Annotated in this window: 13 protein-coding genes, 1 tRNA gene and 1 rRNA gene; 6 read left to right on the top strand and 9 right to left on the bottom strand. The window is 38.2% G+C overall.

The features are described from left to right. Positions 1 to 131, bottom strand: a 16S ribosomal RNA gene (locus FXW34_RS17970); the annotation flags it as partial. Between the two features lie 841 nt (positions 132 to 972). After that, positions 973 to 1,860, bottom strand: a complete 888-nt coding sequence (locus FXW34_RS17965) for a DMT family transporter (protein WP_147535429.1) — start codon at positions 1,858 to 1,860, stop codon at positions 973 to 975. A gap of 150 nt (positions 1,861 to 2,010) precedes the next feature. On the opposite strand from FXW34_RS17965, the gene FXW34_RS17960 reads away from it, so the two are divergent. The 3 genes from FXW34_RS17960 (at position 2,011) to FXW34_RS17950 (ending at position 3,641) form a co-directional block, all read left to right on the top strand. Next, positions 2,011 to 2,706, top strand: a complete 696-nt coding sequence (locus FXW34_RS17960) for an MgtC/SapB family protein (protein ID WP_147535428.1) — start codon at positions 2,011 to 2,013, stop codon at positions 2,704 to 2,706. 164 nt (positions 2,707 to 2,870) lie between these two features. Beyond that, a tRNA-Ala gene (locus tag FXW34_RS17955) sits at positions 2,871 to 2,943 on the top strand. 182 nt (positions 2,944 to 3,125) lie between these two features. Then, the gene (locus FXW34_RS17950; RefSeq protein ID WP_246141165.1) at positions 3,126 to 3,641 is read left to right on the top strand and encodes a hypothetical protein; all 516 of its coding nucleotides are present in this window, start codon (positions 3,126 to 3,128) and stop codon (positions 3,639 to 3,641) included. A 468-nt stretch (positions 3,642 to 4,109) separates the two neighbouring features. Here the strand turns inward: FXW34_RS17950 and FXW34_RS17945 are convergent, their stop codons facing one another. From FXW34_RS17945 to FXW34_RS17935, 3 genes are all read right to left on the bottom strand, one after another. Further along, entirely contained in the window at positions 4,110 to 5,144 is a 1,035-nt protein-coding gene (locus FXW34_RS17945; protein ID WP_147535427.1) for a uroporphyrinogen decarboxylase family protein, read from the bottom strand. After that, the gene (locus tag FXW34_RS17940) at positions 5,141 to 6,664 is read right to left on the bottom strand and encodes a cobalamin-dependent protein (RefSeq protein WP_147535426.1); all 1,524 of its coding nucleotides are present in this window, start codon (positions 6,662 to 6,664) and stop codon (positions 5,141 to 5,143) included. Before FXW34_RS17940 ends, FXW34_RS17945 begins: the two co-directional genes overlap by 4 nt. Before the next feature lie 191 nt (positions 6,665 to 6,855). After that, on the bottom strand, positions 6,856 to 8,580 hold the full coding sequence (locus FXW34_RS17935) for a sensor domain-containing protein (RefSeq protein ID WP_187119015.1): 1,725 nt from the start codon (positions 8,578 to 8,580) through the stop codon (positions 6,856 to 6,858). A 354-nt stretch (positions 8,581 to 8,934) separates the two neighbouring features. On the opposite strand from FXW34_RS17935, the gene FXW34_RS17930 reads away from it, so the two are divergent. After that, a complete protein-coding gene (locus FXW34_RS17930) occupies positions 8,935 to 9,210 on the top strand; it encodes a hypothetical protein (protein WP_147535424.1) in 276 nt (91 codons plus the stop codon). 576 nt (positions 9,211 to 9,786) lie between these two features. Here FXW34_RS17930 and FXW34_RS17925 read toward each other — a convergent pair. The 4 genes from FXW34_RS17925 to FXW34_RS17910 all read right to left on the bottom strand — a co-directional run bounded on the left by FXW34_RS17925 (position 9,787) and on the right by FXW34_RS17910 (position 16,421). Beyond that, positions 9,787 to 11,559: an amidohydrolase family protein gene (locus tag FXW34_RS17925; protein WP_246141163.1), complete on the bottom strand. Its 1,773-nt coding sequence runs from the start codon at positions 11,557 to 11,559 to the stop codon at positions 9,787 to 9,789. Between the two features lie 236 nt (positions 11,560 to 11,795). Next, a complete protein-coding gene (locus tag FXW34_RS17920; protein WP_147535423.1) occupies positions 11,796 to 13,958 on the bottom strand; it encodes a UDP-N-acetylmuramoyl-tripeptide--D-alanyl-D-alanine ligase in 2,163 nt (720 codons plus the stop codon). 201 nt (positions 13,959 to 14,159) lie between these two features. Continuing rightward, a complete protein-coding gene (locus tag FXW34_RS17915; protein ID WP_187119014.1) occupies positions 14,160 to 14,993 on the bottom strand; it encodes a carbon-nitrogen hydrolase family protein in 834 nt (277 codons plus the stop codon). A gap of 660 nt (positions 14,994 to 15,653) precedes the next feature. Continuing rightward, positions 15,654 to 16,421: a MerR family transcriptional regulator gene (locus FXW34_RS17910; RefSeq protein WP_147535421.1), complete on the bottom strand. Its 768-nt coding sequence runs from the start codon at positions 16,419 to 16,421 to the stop codon at positions 15,654 to 15,656. Positions 16,422 to 16,719: 298 nt separating this feature from the next. Between FXW34_RS17910 and FXW34_RS17905 the strand changes: the two genes are divergently transcribed. Together FXW34_RS17905 and FXW34_RS17900 are read left to right on the top strand one after the other, a co-directional pair. Further along, a complete protein-coding gene (locus FXW34_RS17905; RefSeq protein WP_147535420.1) occupies positions 16,720 to 17,151 on the top strand; it encodes a type IV pilus modification PilV family protein in 432 nt (143 codons plus the stop codon). Further along, positions 17,148 to 17,711 carry a PilW family protein gene (locus FXW34_RS17900; RefSeq protein ID WP_147535419.1) on the top strand — a complete coding sequence of 188 codons (564 nt, stop codon included), beginning with the start codon at positions 17,148 to 17,150 and terminating at the stop codon, positions 17,709 to 17,711. The genes FXW34_RS17905 and FXW34_RS17900 overlap by 4 nt, the downstream gene beginning before the upstream one ends.

Below are 17,711 nucleotides of genomic sequence, written 5' to 3'. Positions count from 1 at the left end.
CAGGTTGCCCACGTGTTACTCACCCGTCCGCCGCTGACTATCGGGAGCAAGCTCCCTCAAGTCCGCTCGACTTGCATGTATTAGGCACGCCGCCAGCGTTCGTCCTGAGCCAGGATCAAACTCTCCAATAAGATGAGACTTCCATCTTTAGATGGTTAGTCGAATCAATCGGGCATTTACGGGCAGTTATCCGTAAGGATATTACTGCGCGTTATACGCGAGAAAGTTGAGTTGATTTAGCTCATAAAAGTTACGTTGGCTAGTGTTCATAACCGAAGTCAGATACACTAAAATTTGTTTATTGTTGACGTTTGTTTGTTTAGTTTTCAAAGAGCAATTTTTAACTTATCGCTCAGAGGCGACTTTATTAATTTAACATTTTCAACTTTGGATGTCAACATCTTTTTTAAAAGATTTTTTCATTCGAAGTTGTTTGTCCGTCCCTCTCGGTGAGGACGTGTTCTAATATATCACGGATAAAAAATGAATGCAACATAAATCTTCAATTTTTTTGGATTAAATCATAAAAGTATTCTTATCTATTTCTTTCAATATTAAACCGTGAAAATAAAGAGTAATTTTATCCACAGCATGAAACATTAAAAACCAGTTGGTAGTTGTGCTAATTTTCAGAATATCCACACTTTATCAACAATCTTAATAAACATATCCACAATCCTCCGTTCGATCTGTTTCTATTATTGCGTAATTTAGTAATAGATTTGCCAGGCGTGTCATATTTTATATTAATTGGATTTTTTCATAAGGAGATTGAAATATGCTAGAGAGTTTTGCTTTTTATTTATCATTTGTAATGGCCGTTTTTTTGTTTTTACGAGGATATATTGAGGCGATAAAAATCAGCAATGCAGATGATAGGGTGTATGGAGGCACTTTGATTCTTTGTGTGATTTTCGCTTTATTTTTTTCAAAAATGTCATTTGTTTTCTATTAAGTAGTAGAAAGAGGCACTTATGGGGTGCCTCTTTCTCTTTTCTTATGCATTAGAAAAATCATGATACCTGCTAGCACGATGATTCCCCCTACTATTTGAGTCCAGAGGATGGTTTCATTCAGGAATATGACCGCAAGAATTGTTGCGCCAATCGGTTCAAAAAGAATGGCTACGGATATAGTCGAAGTACTGAGCCATTTTAGTGACCAATTCATAAGGGTGTGTCCGAATAATGTTGGAATGAGCGCCAGCAAGAAGAAATTAAGCCAATTGACGCTATCGTAACCGAATAGCTTGTCACCGTTGATTAATACATATAGAAGTAACGTGATTGAACTGATGCTATACACAACAAATGTATAGGTGATCAACGAGACTCTTTTCCGAACGGTTTGTCCAAATAATAAATAAGCAGTAATGAGTCCACAAGCGATTAAAGCTAAAATGTCACCGAATAACGCATCACCGCTGATGAGAAAATCACCCCAACTGATGACAACGCTCCCTATTACAGCTGTGACACCACTTAATATTTCTTTTACCGACAACCTTTCATTAAAAAAGATGAAGGTGCCTATAAAAGCGAACAGAGGCTGAAGCGTTACTAGAACAGTTGAACTGGCGACAGAAGTGTAGTTGAGCGATTCAAACCAAAGAATAAAGTGAAAAGCTAGGAAGACTCCGGATATGGTTGAGTAAAGCCAATCGCGCTTCGTAATAAGTCGAAGTTCGGAAACATACTTTATTAGAAATACCGGCAACATAAGCAGGACAGAAAAAAAGAGTCGGTAAAACGCAATCACGCCTGCTGGTGCGGAGGAGAATTTCACAAATATGGCCGAGGTCGAAACAGAGATGACACCAATTGCTAAGGCAATATATGGATTTATGTAGGTTTTCCCCATTTATTAATCTCCTTCTTGATGATTACATGGTAAAATTTATTTAGGTATAATTTTACACTTATTATTTTAGTTTTTTCTATACTCCTATTGGCATTTCACACAAATTCCTTTATTACATAGAAACTACAAGGAAAAGAGCGGGGGAGGATTATGTTTGCGATCGATTGGGATATTTTATTAAAGCTAGGGATTTCCGCGGTGTTAGGATTAATTATCGGTCTTGAACGCGAATTAAAGCGGAAGCCGGTCGGATTAAAAACGAGCTTGGTTATCTGTATTGTTAGCTGCTTACTGACGATTGTGTCGATTCAGTCGGCTTATTTATTCCCAGGTGATGATGATGTCAACATTACGATGGATCCGCTCCGTTTGGCAGCGCAGATTGTGTCCGGTATTGGCTTTCTTGGCGCCGGGGTTATTCTCCGCCGTGGCAATGAGAGTATTTCCGGATTAACGACAGCGGCAATGATTTGGGGAGCTGCTGGAATCGGAATTGCCGTTGGAACCGGCTTTTATATTGAAGCAATCTTCGGAGTTGTACTTCTGATTATTAGCGTAGAAATTGTTCCGTATATCATGAATTTGTTCGGGATTCGGAGACTTCGCGAAAAAGAGGTTCAGCTAAAGCTTTATGTTAATGATCGGAGCAAGATGAACGATATTATCAATAAAGTTAGGAAGGAAGAAATTAAAATTAAAACGATGCGAATTAAAGATCAAAGTGACGGTGACCTGTTACTTCAATTAATGCTAATTGTTGATTTTAGCGAGGATACGACTGAAGTGTATCAGCATGTTGTAAATATCGAAGGTGTTGAAAAGCTTGAAGTTGAAAGTATGTCTTAGTTATCGGGGAGGGATTTGGTTCCTCCCCTTTTTATATATGGCCTTTGTAGAAATGCCTGTAAAATGACGCTGACCTCCCCTTTGAAGTTAGTCAGATTTTACACTTGCATATCGTTGTTTTACTCGCTATAATTTTTCTTATACCGTGATTTGACTTATATTACGGGGGATTAGCTCAGCTGGGAGAGCGCTTGCATGGCATGCAAGAGGTCGTGGGTTCGAGCCCCATATTCTCCATACCGAAAAAACCTTGCTATAACAAGGTTTTTTCTTTTTGTCCAAATATCGTTTATCAACCATGTTAATGATTTTTTGATTACATTATTGAACTAGATGCATTAAACTGGTCAGCAGTTACCTCCTGCTGACTTTTATTGTCATATGCCAATAAATATGCTCATAAATAACTATAGGGAGAGGTGAAAAAACTGGAAACTATTAATCCGCAAAAATATTCTTACGCTTTTAACTTGGGGAAGTATGATTGTTTTAAAAGATTAACTGGGAAATGCTCACTAGAACTAACGGATGAAGAATATGAGAAATATGTTCCTTTATCTAAAGGCTACTCAGATGGTAGTGTTGATTACTGCAGAGAGTTTGCAGAATATTTAAAAGAAAAGAACGCTTTCGAAAAGGATACAGGTATTTACGCAGTACTTAATGATTGTGGTCATGTTGCTTTCGATGATGGTCAGCATAGAACATGTATAGCTAAAAAATTGGGGATTGAAAAATTAGTTGTTTCCGAGTTTAGTAAAAATCCATATGAGTGTCGAGTTTGTTATTTTAAACAACTTAAACAACAGAATAATAATGCTCCTTTATTAAAAAAGTTAATAAATAAAATAAAAAATTATACTAACAAAGATAGCGTATCGGATAAATTTATTGATGATGAATTTATTGATGATGATTTAAATAATGGTGCTTAAAATAATCCAACCTTGAATATGGAGGTCTTTTTTGGTTTGAGATATTTTCTTCTCTGTCATAAAGTTCAAAAATCCCTACTATTAATTACTATTTTTGACATTGATGGTAGATTTTTTGGCTTGATTTTACGATACAATAGGAATTGGTTTTTATTCGCCTTTATTTGGCAAAGCCTCTTCCGTTTGAGTTGAGGCTATTTTTTTTCGTCAAAGTAACTCATATATGGGTTCCATGATACATTTCCACCCAAGCTTCCCACAAAAGTGTTTCATTGGAAGGCTCCATAATACATTACTACCCAATCTTTCTCCAAAAGTGTTTCATATTTTCACCCAAGCTTTCCCCAAATGTGTTTCATTGAAGGGCTCCATTGGACACTCTCACATGAAAAACACCAAAAAATCCTCCCATAAATAAAGAAAACAAGCGGAGAAAATCACCTTCTCTCCACTTGCTCATCATGAATATTATCCTTGCTTATATCTCCCGAATTCCTTGGTGGCGTGGACCATGGTTTCGATGACTTCGATTGGGACATTGTATGGGATTTCCGGTCCTTGCGATGAAACGATATAGCCATAACCTGTGGCAGCCTTGTTAATAGCCTTTTTCACTTCAAGCTGAGTCCGAATCGGATTCCAATTTAACATTTCGATGTTATTAAAATTACCCATAATCGCAATCCGACCTTGGGCGATTTTTTTACACTCTAGCAAATTATCCTTGTGCTCGATAATTGCGACCAAAGCACCAGTCGTGGCAATTAAGTCTAATATTCCTTGGGTGCTGCCAACTGGTTCATATACAACCGGAACACCAATTTCTTTAATGGTTTCGGTCAACAGCGGATGAACGTATTTTTCGAATAAGCGTCTACTGATAACGGTTTCCGACGCCATTCCATCAGCCAACACAATGATGAGCGCCCCCTGCTCAACCATTTGCTTCGCCCAGGACACGACATATTGCTTACATTTATCCAACAGTAGATTCATATATTGATCGCCGTTACGGTCCTCCTCAAGAAGAAGCCTCAAAAACGGTCCTGTTCCCATCAGCATACTCGGCAAACTAAACGGCGCAATTTGTGCAGCGATAACTGGTGTATGATGACCAACCTCTTTAGCGAGGATGTTAATCGCTTTTAATGTTTCCATTGTTTCATGAGAACTCGCCGGATTTGGAACTTTCAAATTTACAATATCTTCGCCTCTAGTAAACAGAGTTTTCGAAAGAATTGGTGAGCCGTTAAGATTATAGGTGAGTGGCAAGCCCCAAGGAACCAAGTCCTGGATTACGTGCGGTACACCCACTACACCATCATGCCCCAACCGCTCCAAAAGCTTTAACTGGCCATTGGCAAGATGGACTCCACTTTGTTGATATGTAGGTAAATCTACATTTAATAGCTTCGCTCCTTGCGTTAACGCAACTGGGATGACCGGGACGCGATCGACCTGTTGAAATGTTACAGCGTTTACTACCCGTTCGATTGAGTTCATGACAAGCCCACCCTTCTGCTTAATAGACCAAGCAATTCCTTGGCAACTTTAACTGCTTCAATCCCGGTTGTAGCCATCGCATCGGCTTTGACGGTTTGAACGAGTCTCGGTTCAAAATTGAAAGGTGCTCCTCCAACGAGAATTTTCACGTAGTTTAAGCCTTCTTTATCCAATAATTCTCTTAGTCTAGACACTTCCTCAGCTGTGTGGAGAATTAGCGCAGAAACACAAATGAGTTTCGCGTTATGTTCTTTTGCCGCCTTAACAAAAACATCATTATCAACGGACAAGCCGAGATCGATGACATCAAATCCCGCCATTTTGAGGAAGGTGGCGATAATTTTCCTACCTAACGCATGGTAATCTCCGAAGGCATTTCCGATGATGATTTTTCCGAGGTGATTATTTCTGTGTTCTTTTTCTAAAATCGGAATCAATATATCCATACAAGCCTCGATAATGCGGCCATTTACATATATTTCAGTTAACGGAACGAGCTTATCAATTTGCTCTTTACCGATTGTTTCCACGGTTCGTTCGAGAATGTGATTCGTAATAAACGTCGCATCCTCGCCGGACTCCAAGGCATTTTTGATTAAATCGGTACATGCCTCCAAATTTTCTTCTTTAAAATGACGATAAAAGTCTTTATATAAATTAGAAGTAATTTCAGATCGCATGCGGTACGAAGTAACCCCTAGCTCCTTATTAAAATCAACAAGCATTTCCTTTGTTAAATCGACCTGCTGCTCAAGGATTTTTCTAACATTGGCATAGCTCATTTTATTGTATTCAACCAAAACATACACTTTTTCAATGAGTTCAAGTATCATATGTAGCGTATCATCCAGAATCAGGGATTCATTGACGATGTTTTCAGAGTCCTGATACATTGTAATGAAGCTTTCCTTCCCTTGCTCAAGCTCTTCAAAAACCGCAAATAAAGTTTGATTGTTTTCATTAAGCGTATGCGTCATTTCTGAAGTTTGCATCGTAAGTTGACTAGTGGTATCTGTGATATTCGTGGTAGAATTACTGGTCACTTCGGATAATTTCCGCACTTCGGTTGCGATAATTTTAAACACCGCTCCCTGCTGTCCTAAGCGATGTGCCTCAATATTTGCATTGATCGCAAGGATATTCGTTTGCGATGAAACGTCTTTCAATAAGCGAAAGGTTTTTTGAAGCTCCCTTTCCACCTCGGTATGATTATTGTTTAATTCAACGATTTTGGCGTTAATCTCGGTATAGTTTTCGCGAAGCTGAATCATTTTGTTTAAACCATCGAGAAACAACGTTAATTGATTATCTATTTTTTGCTTTGTACGTTCAGCGATCAAGGTTATGTAATTTTCATTACCAGTGTAGTCTAAGTAAATCTTTTTGATTTTTAACAAATAATCTCCCAGTGCCTCTGAGGATGTTTCGATATCTTCGCAGTAGTTTATTTGTGACCACAGTACACTGAGCTGCTTTTCTAATCGTTTCTTCTGTTTTTCCAAAAAAGAATGATTCGACAATTTAAGCCCTCCCAATAGCGAGCGTGCCTAAGCTCTTAAATACAGACATTTCCATCTTCATCTTAAATCATTTCTTATATTAAAAAAACGATAAAATTCACTATTTATGTGAATTTTATAACTTCTCTAAGCTAAAAAAGCTTCATAAACAAAAAGACTACATTCATTTCGAAATGTAGTCTACAGACTTGCTAATGAGCGATTAAATTTTTGTGCAAAAATAATTCGAGTTCTTGCTCCGGAAGTGGTTTACTGAAAATAAACCCTTGGACGCTGTCGCAGTTTTTACTTTTCAAAAGCTCCAATTGCTCGTATGTTTCGACCCCTTCAGCGATGACAGACAAATTCAAGCTTTGACTGACAGAAATAATCGCTTCGATTACCTTCAGGTCGAACAGGTTTTGATTCATTTCAGTGACGAAGGAACGATCAATTTTAACAGTATCAACCGGAATTTCCTTCAAATAGATCATCGATGAATAGCCTGTACCGAAATCATCAATCGCAATTTTTACACCCATTTCCTTGAGAAAATGCAGTACCTCGTGAACATAATCCTTATGCTGTATCGCAACTGTTTCTGTTATCTCTAGCTCTAAAAAGTGTGGCGGCAAGCCCGTCTCAGCTAGGATATTCCGAAGATTTTCAACAAAGCCTTGACGGATTAATTGGATGATAGAAACGTTAACAGAAACGCTAAGCCGATAGCCTTGCTCAAGGAGAAGCATATTTTTTTGACAGGCGGTCCAGAGCACCCATTCACCAATTTCATTAATAAGACCAGTTTGCTCCGCGACTGGTATAAACCGGTCGGGTGATACGATACCTAGTTCAGGATGATACCAGCGAATTAACGCCTCCATGCCATAAACATGTCCTGTTGAAACATTGATTTTCGGCTGGTAATATAGTCGAAATTCGTCCTGTTCCACCGCTCGTCGCAAAGCGTTCTCGATTTTCAGCTTTTCAATCACGGATTCTTCCTGCCGATCTTGGAATATAACATATTTATTGCCGCCATTGTTTTTAGCTTTGTACATAGCGATGTCCGCTTTACGAATTAATTCACCTACATCTGTAGATTGGTCCGGAAACAGACTAATACCAATACTTGCAGTAATAAATATTTCTTTTCCATTAATATAAAACGGCTTTGTCAGTGACTGTTGGATAAGTTCCGCCAATTTTTCCACTTTAGTTATGTGATAATAAGGAGAAATGAAGATAAATTCATCACCGCTCTGTCGAGAAAGACAAATGCAGCGATCGCCAACACATACCTGTAAGCGCGCTACAAATTCCTTTAAAAGTTCATCCCCAAAGGCATGTCCATAAGTATCATTGACTAACTTAAAACGATCCATATCAAGAAAACAAATCGCCAGCTTTGGATGAGTGATAATCATTTGATTAAGCGTTTCGATAAAGCTAAGCCGGTTGGGCAAACCTGTTAAGACATCATGATAGGCTAGTTTTTTATATCGTTCCTTGCTTTCCAGCAACTCCTGCTCCATCTTTTTCTTTTCAGTAATATCATAACGAATGGCTACATATTGATATGGCTTGTGGTCACTGTCAAGGAGTGGAATAATCGTCGTATCGACCCAGTAAGTGCTGCCACCCTTTTTACGGTTTTGGACCTCACCTTCCCACTTCTTTCCAGACTTAACGGTTTCCCATAATTTTTTCCAAAAGCTACTCGGATGATAACCAGAATTTAGGATGCGATGGGTAACCCCAACTAATTCGTCTTGTTCATACTCAGAGACTTTACAAAATTTGTCATTTACATACGTGATGATTCCGTTCACATCGGTAATCGCCACGATCGCTGAATTATCTAGGGCGTATTTAATATCAGTTAGTACCTTGAGTAAATTCTCCTGTCGGTCCGTCTGATTATCTTGCGTCATCATATTAAAAACCCCACTATACATCTCCACTATTAAGGAAATGTAAAATTATTAAATTATTGCGAAAAATTAAAATCAACTATATATTAACCCATCAAAATGTGATATACAACACCTTTATTCTTTTATTAGGAAAATTTATGCAAATTCCAGCGAAAAACATGATTAAACAGTAGAGCGGAAATTACTGGTTTGCAATTCCTATTAAATGGTTATTTTATTAATATATGGATATCGTTTCACAGTTTCCACTATCGAGATATTGTCATAATTTCGACAAACTTTTAGGCAATAGGTTGTTTATTTTTATTTATTTGCATATTAAAATACGCTTATAAAACGTAAGGAGCGATAATGATGAAGTTCCCTAAAGAAATTATCCTAGAATCAGTTGCAGAAGGAAGAAATCACGAATCTTATGGACTTGAATTTGTTCAGGAGCTAGGCAATGATGACGCTGGCTATTCAGAAATGATTGTTGTCATTTTTAAATATCAAGACAAATACTATAGCGTTGATATTCAGCACATTGATGGCAAAAATAATTACGATAACTGGGAAGATGAAGTTGAGTGCCCAGAAGTTGTTCGTAAAGAAGCTGTTCAGTATTATTGGGAAGAAGTTAAAAACTAATATTACGATTAAAGCAAAGAACCGGTATTGTGAACTCACAATGCCGGTTCTTTTATTGCTTCATGGTGCTAATTGATTTTCGGTTCACTTGTTAATAAAGTTTTTTTGTTCCCGTGATTATTCTGGTTCAGGGTTCGGGGCTGGAGGCTCGGGGCAAGTGTGCATATATGGGTTCCGCCGTGCATATATTGGATTTTGTGTGCAAATATGCAAATTGGTGTGCATAAGTTCAGATCGGACTTGCGAAGTTGTGCATATATTTCAAAAGTCGTGCATATATCGAAAAAGTTGTATCATATATTTTTTGAAATGTAACATATCTACAATTTCATGTGCATATAGGCCGTTTTGTGTGCAAATAATTCTAGAAAAAATAGGGCATCGAAGATTTTTCAACTATTTTCGCAGGATTTCCACCTTATTGCCCCCTCAGATTTGAGTTTTCCCGGATATTTTCGTTATTTTTTCACCAAAAATCATCTCAATGAATAGTATTTAAGATGATTTCACCCAATTATCCCAATTTTATTCTCCACAAAATAATAAGTGCCCCATTAAACGTAGGGCACTTAAATATTATCGATCTAATCCCGTTCTTCTTAGTAGTCTTTTGATGGCTTGGTTTGATTCTTGGAGTACCTCATATTTGTCGATGGTCAAAAGTTTGCGATCGCGCATGACGACTTTACCGTCAACCATTGTGAGAACGACATCTGCGGCATTAGCTGAATAGACAATGCGAGTATAAATATTTTCCTCCGAGTTCACTTGCGCTTCATTTGGCCAAGAGTGCGGTTTGCGCAAATCAAGAATTGCTAAGTCCGCTTTCTTGCCGACTTCGATGCTGCCGATTTCGTTTTCTAGACCAAGGGCACGTGCTCCTCCCATCGTCGCCATCTCTAGTGCTTTTTTTGCACTTGGTTGGATTGTTGGATTTTGGTGAAGACCCTTTTGCAATAATGCAGCAAGGCGCATTTCTAAAATATTATCGAGATTGTTATTGTCTGATCCGTCTGGTCCAATTGAGACATTCACACCACGTTTTAGCATTTTTGGAATTGGCGCTATTCCAGATGCCAGATAAAGATTAGCAGAAGGACAGTGCGAGACGTGGCAGCCACGACGAGCGAGAATGTCTATTTCACGATCATTTAAATGGACACAATGAGCTAAAACTGTTCTTGGATTAATGAGGCCAACCGAATCGTAATATTCAACCTCTCTCATGCCGGTATTTTCGATCACCACTTGTTCTTCCTCTTCCGTTTCCGCAGCATGAGTATGCACATGGGCACCGTATTTTGCTGAAAAATCACCCGTTAGCTTTAAAAGCCTAGTAGAACAAAATGGAGCATAGCGTGGGACGAAGCAGTAGCGAAGTCGGCCATCTTTACGACCATCCCATTTTTCAAATAAATCAACCGACTCGCCGAATGCCACATCAGTGGGCTGAATCATAATTTCTGGAATGTTGACTCCCCGTTCTGTTTGGTCAATCATCGCTTTCCCAGCAAAGCCGCGTATACCGGTTTCCTCCATCGCTTCAAAGCAGCTATTGGTATGGAATGTTGTTTCCATATCGTAGATGGTTGTTGTCCCGTTTAAAAATAGTTCCGAGATTCCCAGCATACTTGACCAAAAATTTGAGTCAGCATCGTGTGCCGCTTCCAAAGCGAGTGTCGTGTTCAGCCATTGCTCTAAAGTCTGGTCAGCAACGAGATTACGCTGCAAGGTTTGAGTTAAATGTAGATGAGTTTGGACGAGACCCGGAATGATAATTTGCCCTTTGGCGTTGATGACTTCATCAGCACGATCAAGCTCATTGTCACAATCCCCAATTGCTTTAATACGATTGCCCACGACGAGAATATCTTGATTGTATAGAACGTCGCGATTACGATTCATCGTCACAATCGTTGCGCCACGAATGATGATACGCTTTTGATCCTTTGTGTCACGCTTTTTGTCCGATTTTACTTCTACCTTTTCAGCGGATTTTGTATCTTTGTATTTTGTTGACTTATCGTCCTTATTTTTCGTTGATTTGTCTTCTTTATATTTTGTTGATTTATCATTCTTGTAACTTGTGGTTTTGTCTTCTTTGTATTTCGTCGACTTATCATTCTTGTAACTTGTTGTTTTATCATCATGGTATTTTGTTGAATTATCATTCTTGTAACTTGTTGTTTTTTCATCTTTATATTTGGTTGACTTATCATTCTTGTAACTTGTTGATTTGCCATCTTTGTATTTTGTTGATTTTGTATCCTCATACTTAGTATCAATATATTTAGTCGACTTCAAGTCTTTGAATTTAGTTAATTTTGTTTCTTTATGTTTATCAGACATTTTAATCCTCGCTTCCTTTTTTAAATTATTCCCTTTCAGTAAATGCGAAAGACAAGAATTGGTGTAGGCCTTAGCCTTAAAATGATAGATTTCCATACGGGGTATTCGACTAGATAATGGCCGATTTGAGGGCTTTTGGCAAAAGAAAAATGTAAATTGTGCCTTTGTCATAGCTATTTTTCTAAATAGATAGGCAACAAAAAGAACCGGTGGACGAGACCGGTTCCTTTAAGTCATTATGCGTGACTTAATAGATTTTTGAGTTGATATGCTTTTAATAATTCATTCAGCTGCTGAGGAGAAGAAAGACCGCTAACACAAATGAGAACATCATGATAAAAGCAGATGGCGCTCTTCTTTTCATGTCCAAACATAAGGGTGCGAAGCTTCACTCCACCCATTTCGCGAACTGGAAATTGCCGAAGCAATCTATCATCCTCGTAAAAGGAGGTACCGATTTTTACAAGGTCTTCTAAAGTGTAGGATTGCTGTTCCTTCACCCGGTATCTCCCTGTTAAATTATAGGTGGCTGAAGCTGAAAGGCCAATTGTACGCGCAAACTCAGTAACTTGATTAAGTGCAGCATTCCTACTACCAAAATAACGATGTGAAAGCTCAAAAGTTGCACTTGGATGCTGAGTCTCAATCAGTTCGTCGATTAATTCCTTCGTGGTAAACCTCATTCCGGTTTTGAAGGATTTCCCCTTGATGCTAACTCCTCGGTTTGTTGGCCATTTTTGTAATTCTATTATTTTGTCAGATGGAATCTGTTTTTTGAATAATAGATTCAACAGTACGATAGGTGCTAATCCCTCGATTGCTGCCGTACTCGGATTTCCATTTTTAAGGATAACTTCTTTTCTTTTTAAATCATAGACAAGTCCTCCCCAAAGCGGTTGGAGTACTTGGGCTATGGATGACGGCTCATAACTTTTAAGCTTTTGTTTTGAAATCGAAATTTGCCCCGGTAAATAATAGCTTGTCTTGCGAAAATCACTACCGGAGACGGACCCTTTGAGTAATACTAGCGATTTATCTGAACAATACAACGGAATCCGTTTCGATAAATCCTTTGCGTTATCGAACCATCCTCCGACCATTTCAGCCGGCAGCTGCTTAATGACATTTCGCATGTAATGTCCATGCCCAAATACATAATCAGCTCCCGTAGCTAATATTTTTGGCAGAAGCGCATCATGAAGCGCCTGACTTTGTTCCCCTAAATCTTGGACCTGTCCAAGCACTAATATTTTCTTTCCTTCGTAAAACGATGCCTTCGCCTTGAAGGTTTCGATGGCATTAATCATCGATGGAATCGCAGCATTGTGAGTATCATCGAGCACATCGATAGTTCTTCCATCATTTGTTTTCAACTGTTTAAGTTCCATTACGCGATCGAAGGATTTGAAATCCCGCATCGTTGGAAGCTGCGGCCCCAATTCGATACCCATCTCGGCGATACACAGAAACGCGCATAAGGCATTTTGAATCATTCCATTACTTGGCATCTCTAAGTCAAAGTTGTAGTCTTTCCCTTTATAACCAAATTTTATATTGGTTGAGTATTTTTCCTGGCTAACTTTCTTTAAATAAAGATCGGCTAGAGGGTTATTTAAACTATAGGTCTTGATATTATCCGTTTTTTCCAGTGCCTTTTTATACAAAATATCAAATTCCTCAATATCATGATTAATAATCGCCAAACCGTCCTGTTTTAAGCCTTCGAAAATCCTCGCTTTGAATTTAGCAATATTCTCTTTGGAATGTAATGTTGATAGATGGGCTTCTCCAATTGAAGTGATGATTGCGACATCCGGTTGGATGACCTTCGCTTGATTGCCTCGATTATTTAATGCATTTAATGAAATCTCCACAATCCCATAATCAGGATTACTGCTTAATTTCGCACCGTATAACGGGACGCCAACTTGCGTATTATGATTACCTCGTGTTGCCACAATCGTGCTTCCACTAAGGATATGTTCAAGCATAAGACGTGTTGAGCTTTTTCCGACAGAGCCTGTAATACCAATAACCGTGCCCCTCATTTTATGACGAGCTGCTGTTGCTAATTTTTTTATCACAGCAAAGCTGTCCTCAACAATTAGCTGCATGACTACATCTTTCAAGGCTTCGATTGGTTCTTCAGTAATAATTAATTCACATCTATCTGGACATTTAACGATTTTTTCATTCCCGCTGATCCATTTAGTTTCTTTGTTATTCGCTTGATTCCATCTAGCAGTCGAAATGGATATAAATCCATTACTTTGTTTATTTGTATCTTGAAGGTGAATTGGATCGATTTCAAAATTATTAATAACTAATTCATCAACAAAATCATTGAAATAATCTCCACCAAGTATTTCTTTTAACTCTCGTTTACTGAATCCATTCACGTTGCCCGCTCCTCACCTTCATTACGAAAAATCAATATCTCATTATTATTTTACCGTTATTACTGTTCGTTGCCAGAACATTTCCAGTTGTTCGATAATTTGTCATTTTTTATGGTATTTTTTATGGAGGAGAACAGCTCATTAAATACATGAACAAAAAACACCACCCCGATCGGAGTGATGTTTTAGGATAAGTGTTAGTTAATTTTCTGGCCAGACATATGCGTCAGGACGGCGTTGAGTTAAAGTTGGTACCCTTTTGCGAACATTATCGAGCCAATTCAAATCCAGTTCAGTTGTAATGACGCAAGTTTGGTCGGAAGCTTGAGCAATGACGACACCCCATGGATCAACAACCATACTTCTTCCATAGCTCCATTCGTTGTGCGGCGGGACTTTTCCGTAGCTTGCCGGGGCAACCATATAAACTTGATTTTCAATTGCTCGGGCTTTTAAAAGCACTTCCCAATGGTCCTTACCCGTATGAAGCATGAAAATTGCCGGAGTCAAAATAACCTTTGCACCTTTCAACGCGAGAATGCGGAACATTTCCGGGAATCGAATATCAAAGCAAACACTTAATCCCACCGGCACTCCCTTAATCGAGGTAACAACGATATCGCTCCCCGCTTCCTCCACTTTACTACTATCAATATTTCGATCACCGATTTGCGCGTTGAAACTGTGAATTTTCGTATATGTATCTTGTATTTCACCATCTGGGTTGATGACACAGCAAGTATTTCGGAGCTTCTCTTCACCAGGCATGCGAAGATACATCGTGCCAGCGACTATGTATAAACCAAGCTCTTTTGCGAGTTTTCTTAATGTGGTTAACGTTGGACCATCGAGCGCTTCCGCACTTTCATTGAATTCGACGCGGCGGCCCATCATGTGGAAATTTTCAGGAAGAATGACAACATCCGAATTACTGTTAGCAGCTTGTCTAATTAATCCAATTGCTGTAGCGACATTTTCCTCAACATTATTGGTCACCTTCATTTGAACGAGGGACACTGTTAATTTTTCTACCATAAAATCCATCCTTATGTACGTTTTATGGGTCTAGTATACCATTTTGTTTGATGACTGAAAAATCTGTCATTTGGATTTGTGGTAGGACGCGGGAACTCGTTTGCTTTTAAGTGCCTTTATTTTTTTGAAAAATAAAAATGCGGGTAGTTAAACACCTTATAAGTGGCCTATTTTTGATGAAGTGGATTAAATGAGGACACTTATACAGCCTTTAAGTTACCTAATTTTGCGGAAGCAATAAAAAGAGAGCTCTTATACCGCCTTTAAGTTACCTAATTTTTTAGATGCAAGAAAATGAGGGTACATACACCCTGTAAGTGACCTAATTTTTTAGATGCTAGAAAATGAGGGCACTTACATTCTCTAAGTGACCTAATTTTGCGGAAGTAATAAAATGAGGACACTTATACACCCTTTAAGTGACCTAATTTTGTGGAAGCAATAAAATGAGGGCTCTTATACAGCCTTTAAGTTACCTAATTTCTTAGAAGCAAGAAAATGAGGACACTTACATCCTCTAAGTGACCTCTTTTTGCGGTAATAATTTAAAAAGGGCACTTAAACGCCTCATAACGTTTCGTGCCCTCCCATAATATCTGGTATTCTCTTCAAAATTAGTATTTATTTGTTATCTGTATAATACTAGTTGTTATATCAATATTACTCTTGCGTCATTCCTGTGAAAATGTGAATCGCGTCTCTTAGGAATACGGTAATACCCGGTTGAATTTTATCATAGTAGGCAGTGAAGCGTTCGTCATCTACATACATTTGCGCAAGTCCTGCGTGGGCTTCCTTGTTGTAATCAGGCCAATAATGCATCAGCCATTTTTTGTGAAGCGCTGCAGCTTTTTGTGCTAATTCTCCAGCAGGATCACCAGTCGCAAACCCCTCTTTCAGCGTTTCAAATAACTCTTCTTGCGTCGCAGTTGCTTCGTCGTGTTCTTCCTTAGACATATTCATGAACTTTTCGTTCGATTTCTTAACGGTTTCCTCACCATATTTCTCGCGGATCTCTTTACCGTATTTTTGTTCGTTTTCATCTATCATCTTCTTCTTAAAACCTTCGAATTTCTGTTTATCACTCATGGTTATTCTCCCTTCTGTTACTGCAATCGTTTGTTCGACATTAGCAATTAACACATCCAATTGCTGTCTTTTTTCAAGGAGCTTTTCGCGATGTTCTCTTAAGGCTTTAGCACCGTCAAACGTAGGTGAGGTCACTATTTCCTTAATGTTCTCCAACCCTACTCCAAGCTCTCGGTAAAATAAAATCTGTTGGAGGAGGTTTACCTCGTTTTGACCGTAAATCCGGTATCCTGATGAATTGATCCTTGCCGGCTTAAGAATCCCGATTTCATCGTAATACCTCAAGGTTCTCGTGCTAACCCCAGCCAGACTGGCCAGCTTTTGAATTGTGTACTCCATGCGATTACCTCCCTTACATCAATAAATTTACACCTTTACGCAACGTTAAGGTCAATGGGTTTTTTAATTATTTCACAAGTTTTTTTCATTCAAAAACCTTATTTTGGAAAAGGAATTAATTTTTAAAAAATTTTTCTAATATATGTACTATTTCGTTAATTAAGTGTTATTATACAGATATAGGAAGTGTGATACAGGTCACTGTTTTTCACCAAATTACTACACAAGTCGACAGCAGTAATCAAGTATTCTGCTTTTTTTTACGTTTTCCAAGTCAAATAACTAAGAGTGATAAAAAATGCGAAATGAACGAGGATTTACATTAGTTGAGGTACTCGCTTCAATTACGATTCTGGCGATTTTGGCAACAATCTTTTTCCAAATGTTCGTTTTCTCACAAAAGACCACAACAACCAGTAAGGAAAAACTTGTAGCACTAAATGTAGCCCAGGGGGTGTTGGAGCGGGTTAAACATGGAGTACACAAAGAAATTGATACTCAAAAAACCTACAATCTCCAAGAGTGTAATAAAAAACCAAACGGTGTTGACTGCAATGAACTATATAATAGTTTTTTAATTAACGGAGTCAACTATAAAGTAGAAATCATTATCGGTGAAAAAGATAAAACCGGCTTAGACATATATTGGGCCACCGTAAATGTTTACGATGGGGATGGCGAGGAAGATGATAAGCCTCTAAGTTCAGTGGAAGGATTTGTTGAACTATGAGCAGAAGGATACTTAAGTCTCAAAGCGGATTAACGTTTATCGAACTGTTGGTAACCTTAATGGTTTTTACGATGCTGACTAGTTTAGTAATTGGATATTTGATCAATAGTATGAATAATTTTAAACGGGTTAATGAGGAAATTGCCCTGCATGATGAAGCTAACTATGTGATGTCTCAAATGGTCAATTATATTTTCGTGGCGAAAGATGTTAAATTGGTCTCGGATTCTACCTCGAGCTATCTTATTGAAGTAACTAGTTTTGAAGATAAAAAGACTATAGTTGGATTTGCATGTAATAAAGCTGTAATCGCTACTGATTACGGAAGCTTTACCGGATCTGGGCTAGATTGCACTAATAATAAATTTAAAGGGATACCTCTTCAACCAATCAGTAATGATTATATTAACTTCATTGACTATGAATCAGATAAAACAGAAATTTCAATTGATCATATTAAGGATACCGTCAAAATTGAAATGGTGCTTGAAAACGAACAATCTAAGTACCGAAAACCACTAGTATTGAATAGTGAGGTTTCATTTGTTCATGTGGAATAA

The organism is Bacillus marasmi, from assembly GCF_902168435.1.
Classification (GTDB): Bacteria; Bacillota; Bacilli; order Bacillales; family Cytobacillaceae; genus Bacillus_BU; species Bacillus_BU marasmi.
This window is presented reverse-complemented; position numbering and strand designations above follow the sequence as displayed.

Excerpts from the sequence above, each read along its gene's own strand:
- FXW34_RS17925 (WP_246141163.1), bottom strand. The coding sequence starts at position 11,559 with ATGTCTGATAAACATAAAGAAACAAAATTAACTAAATTCAAAGACTTG.
- FXW34_RS17905 (WP_147535420.1), top strand. The coding sequence starts at position 16,720 with ATGCGAAATGAACGAGGATTTACATTAGTTGAGGTACTCGCTTCAATT.
- FXW34_RS17915 (WP_187119014.1), bottom strand. The coding sequence starts at position 14,993 with ATGGTAGAAAAATTAACAGTGTCCCTCGTTCAAATGAAGGTGACCAAT.
- FXW34_RS17945 (WP_147535427.1), bottom strand. The coding sequence starts at position 5,144 with ATGAACTCAATCGAACGGGTAGTAAACGCTGTAACATTTCAACAGGTC.
- FXW34_RS17935 (WP_187119015.1), bottom strand. The coding sequence starts at position 8,580 with ATGATGACGCAAGATAATCAGACGGACCGACAGGAGAATTTACTCAAG.
- FXW34_RS17965 (WP_147535429.1), bottom strand. The coding sequence starts at position 1,860 with ATGGGGAAAACCTACATAAATCCATATATTGCCTTAGCAATTGGTGTC.
- FXW34_RS17960 (WP_147535428.1), top strand. The coding sequence starts at position 2,011 with ATGTTTGCGATCGATTGGGATATTTTATTAAAGCTAGGGATTTCCGCG.
- FXW34_RS17900 (WP_147535419.1), top strand. The coding sequence starts at position 17,148 with ATGAGCAGAAGGATACTTAAGTCTCAAAGCGGATTAACGTTTATCGAA.
- FXW34_RS17930 (WP_147535424.1), top strand. The coding sequence starts at position 8,935 with ATGAAGTTCCCTAAAGAAATTATCCTAGAATCAGTTGCAGAAGGAAGA.
- FXW34_RS17910 (WP_147535421.1), bottom strand. The coding sequence starts at position 16,421 with ATGGAGTACACAATTCAAAAGCTGGCCAGTCTGGCTGGGGTTAGCACG.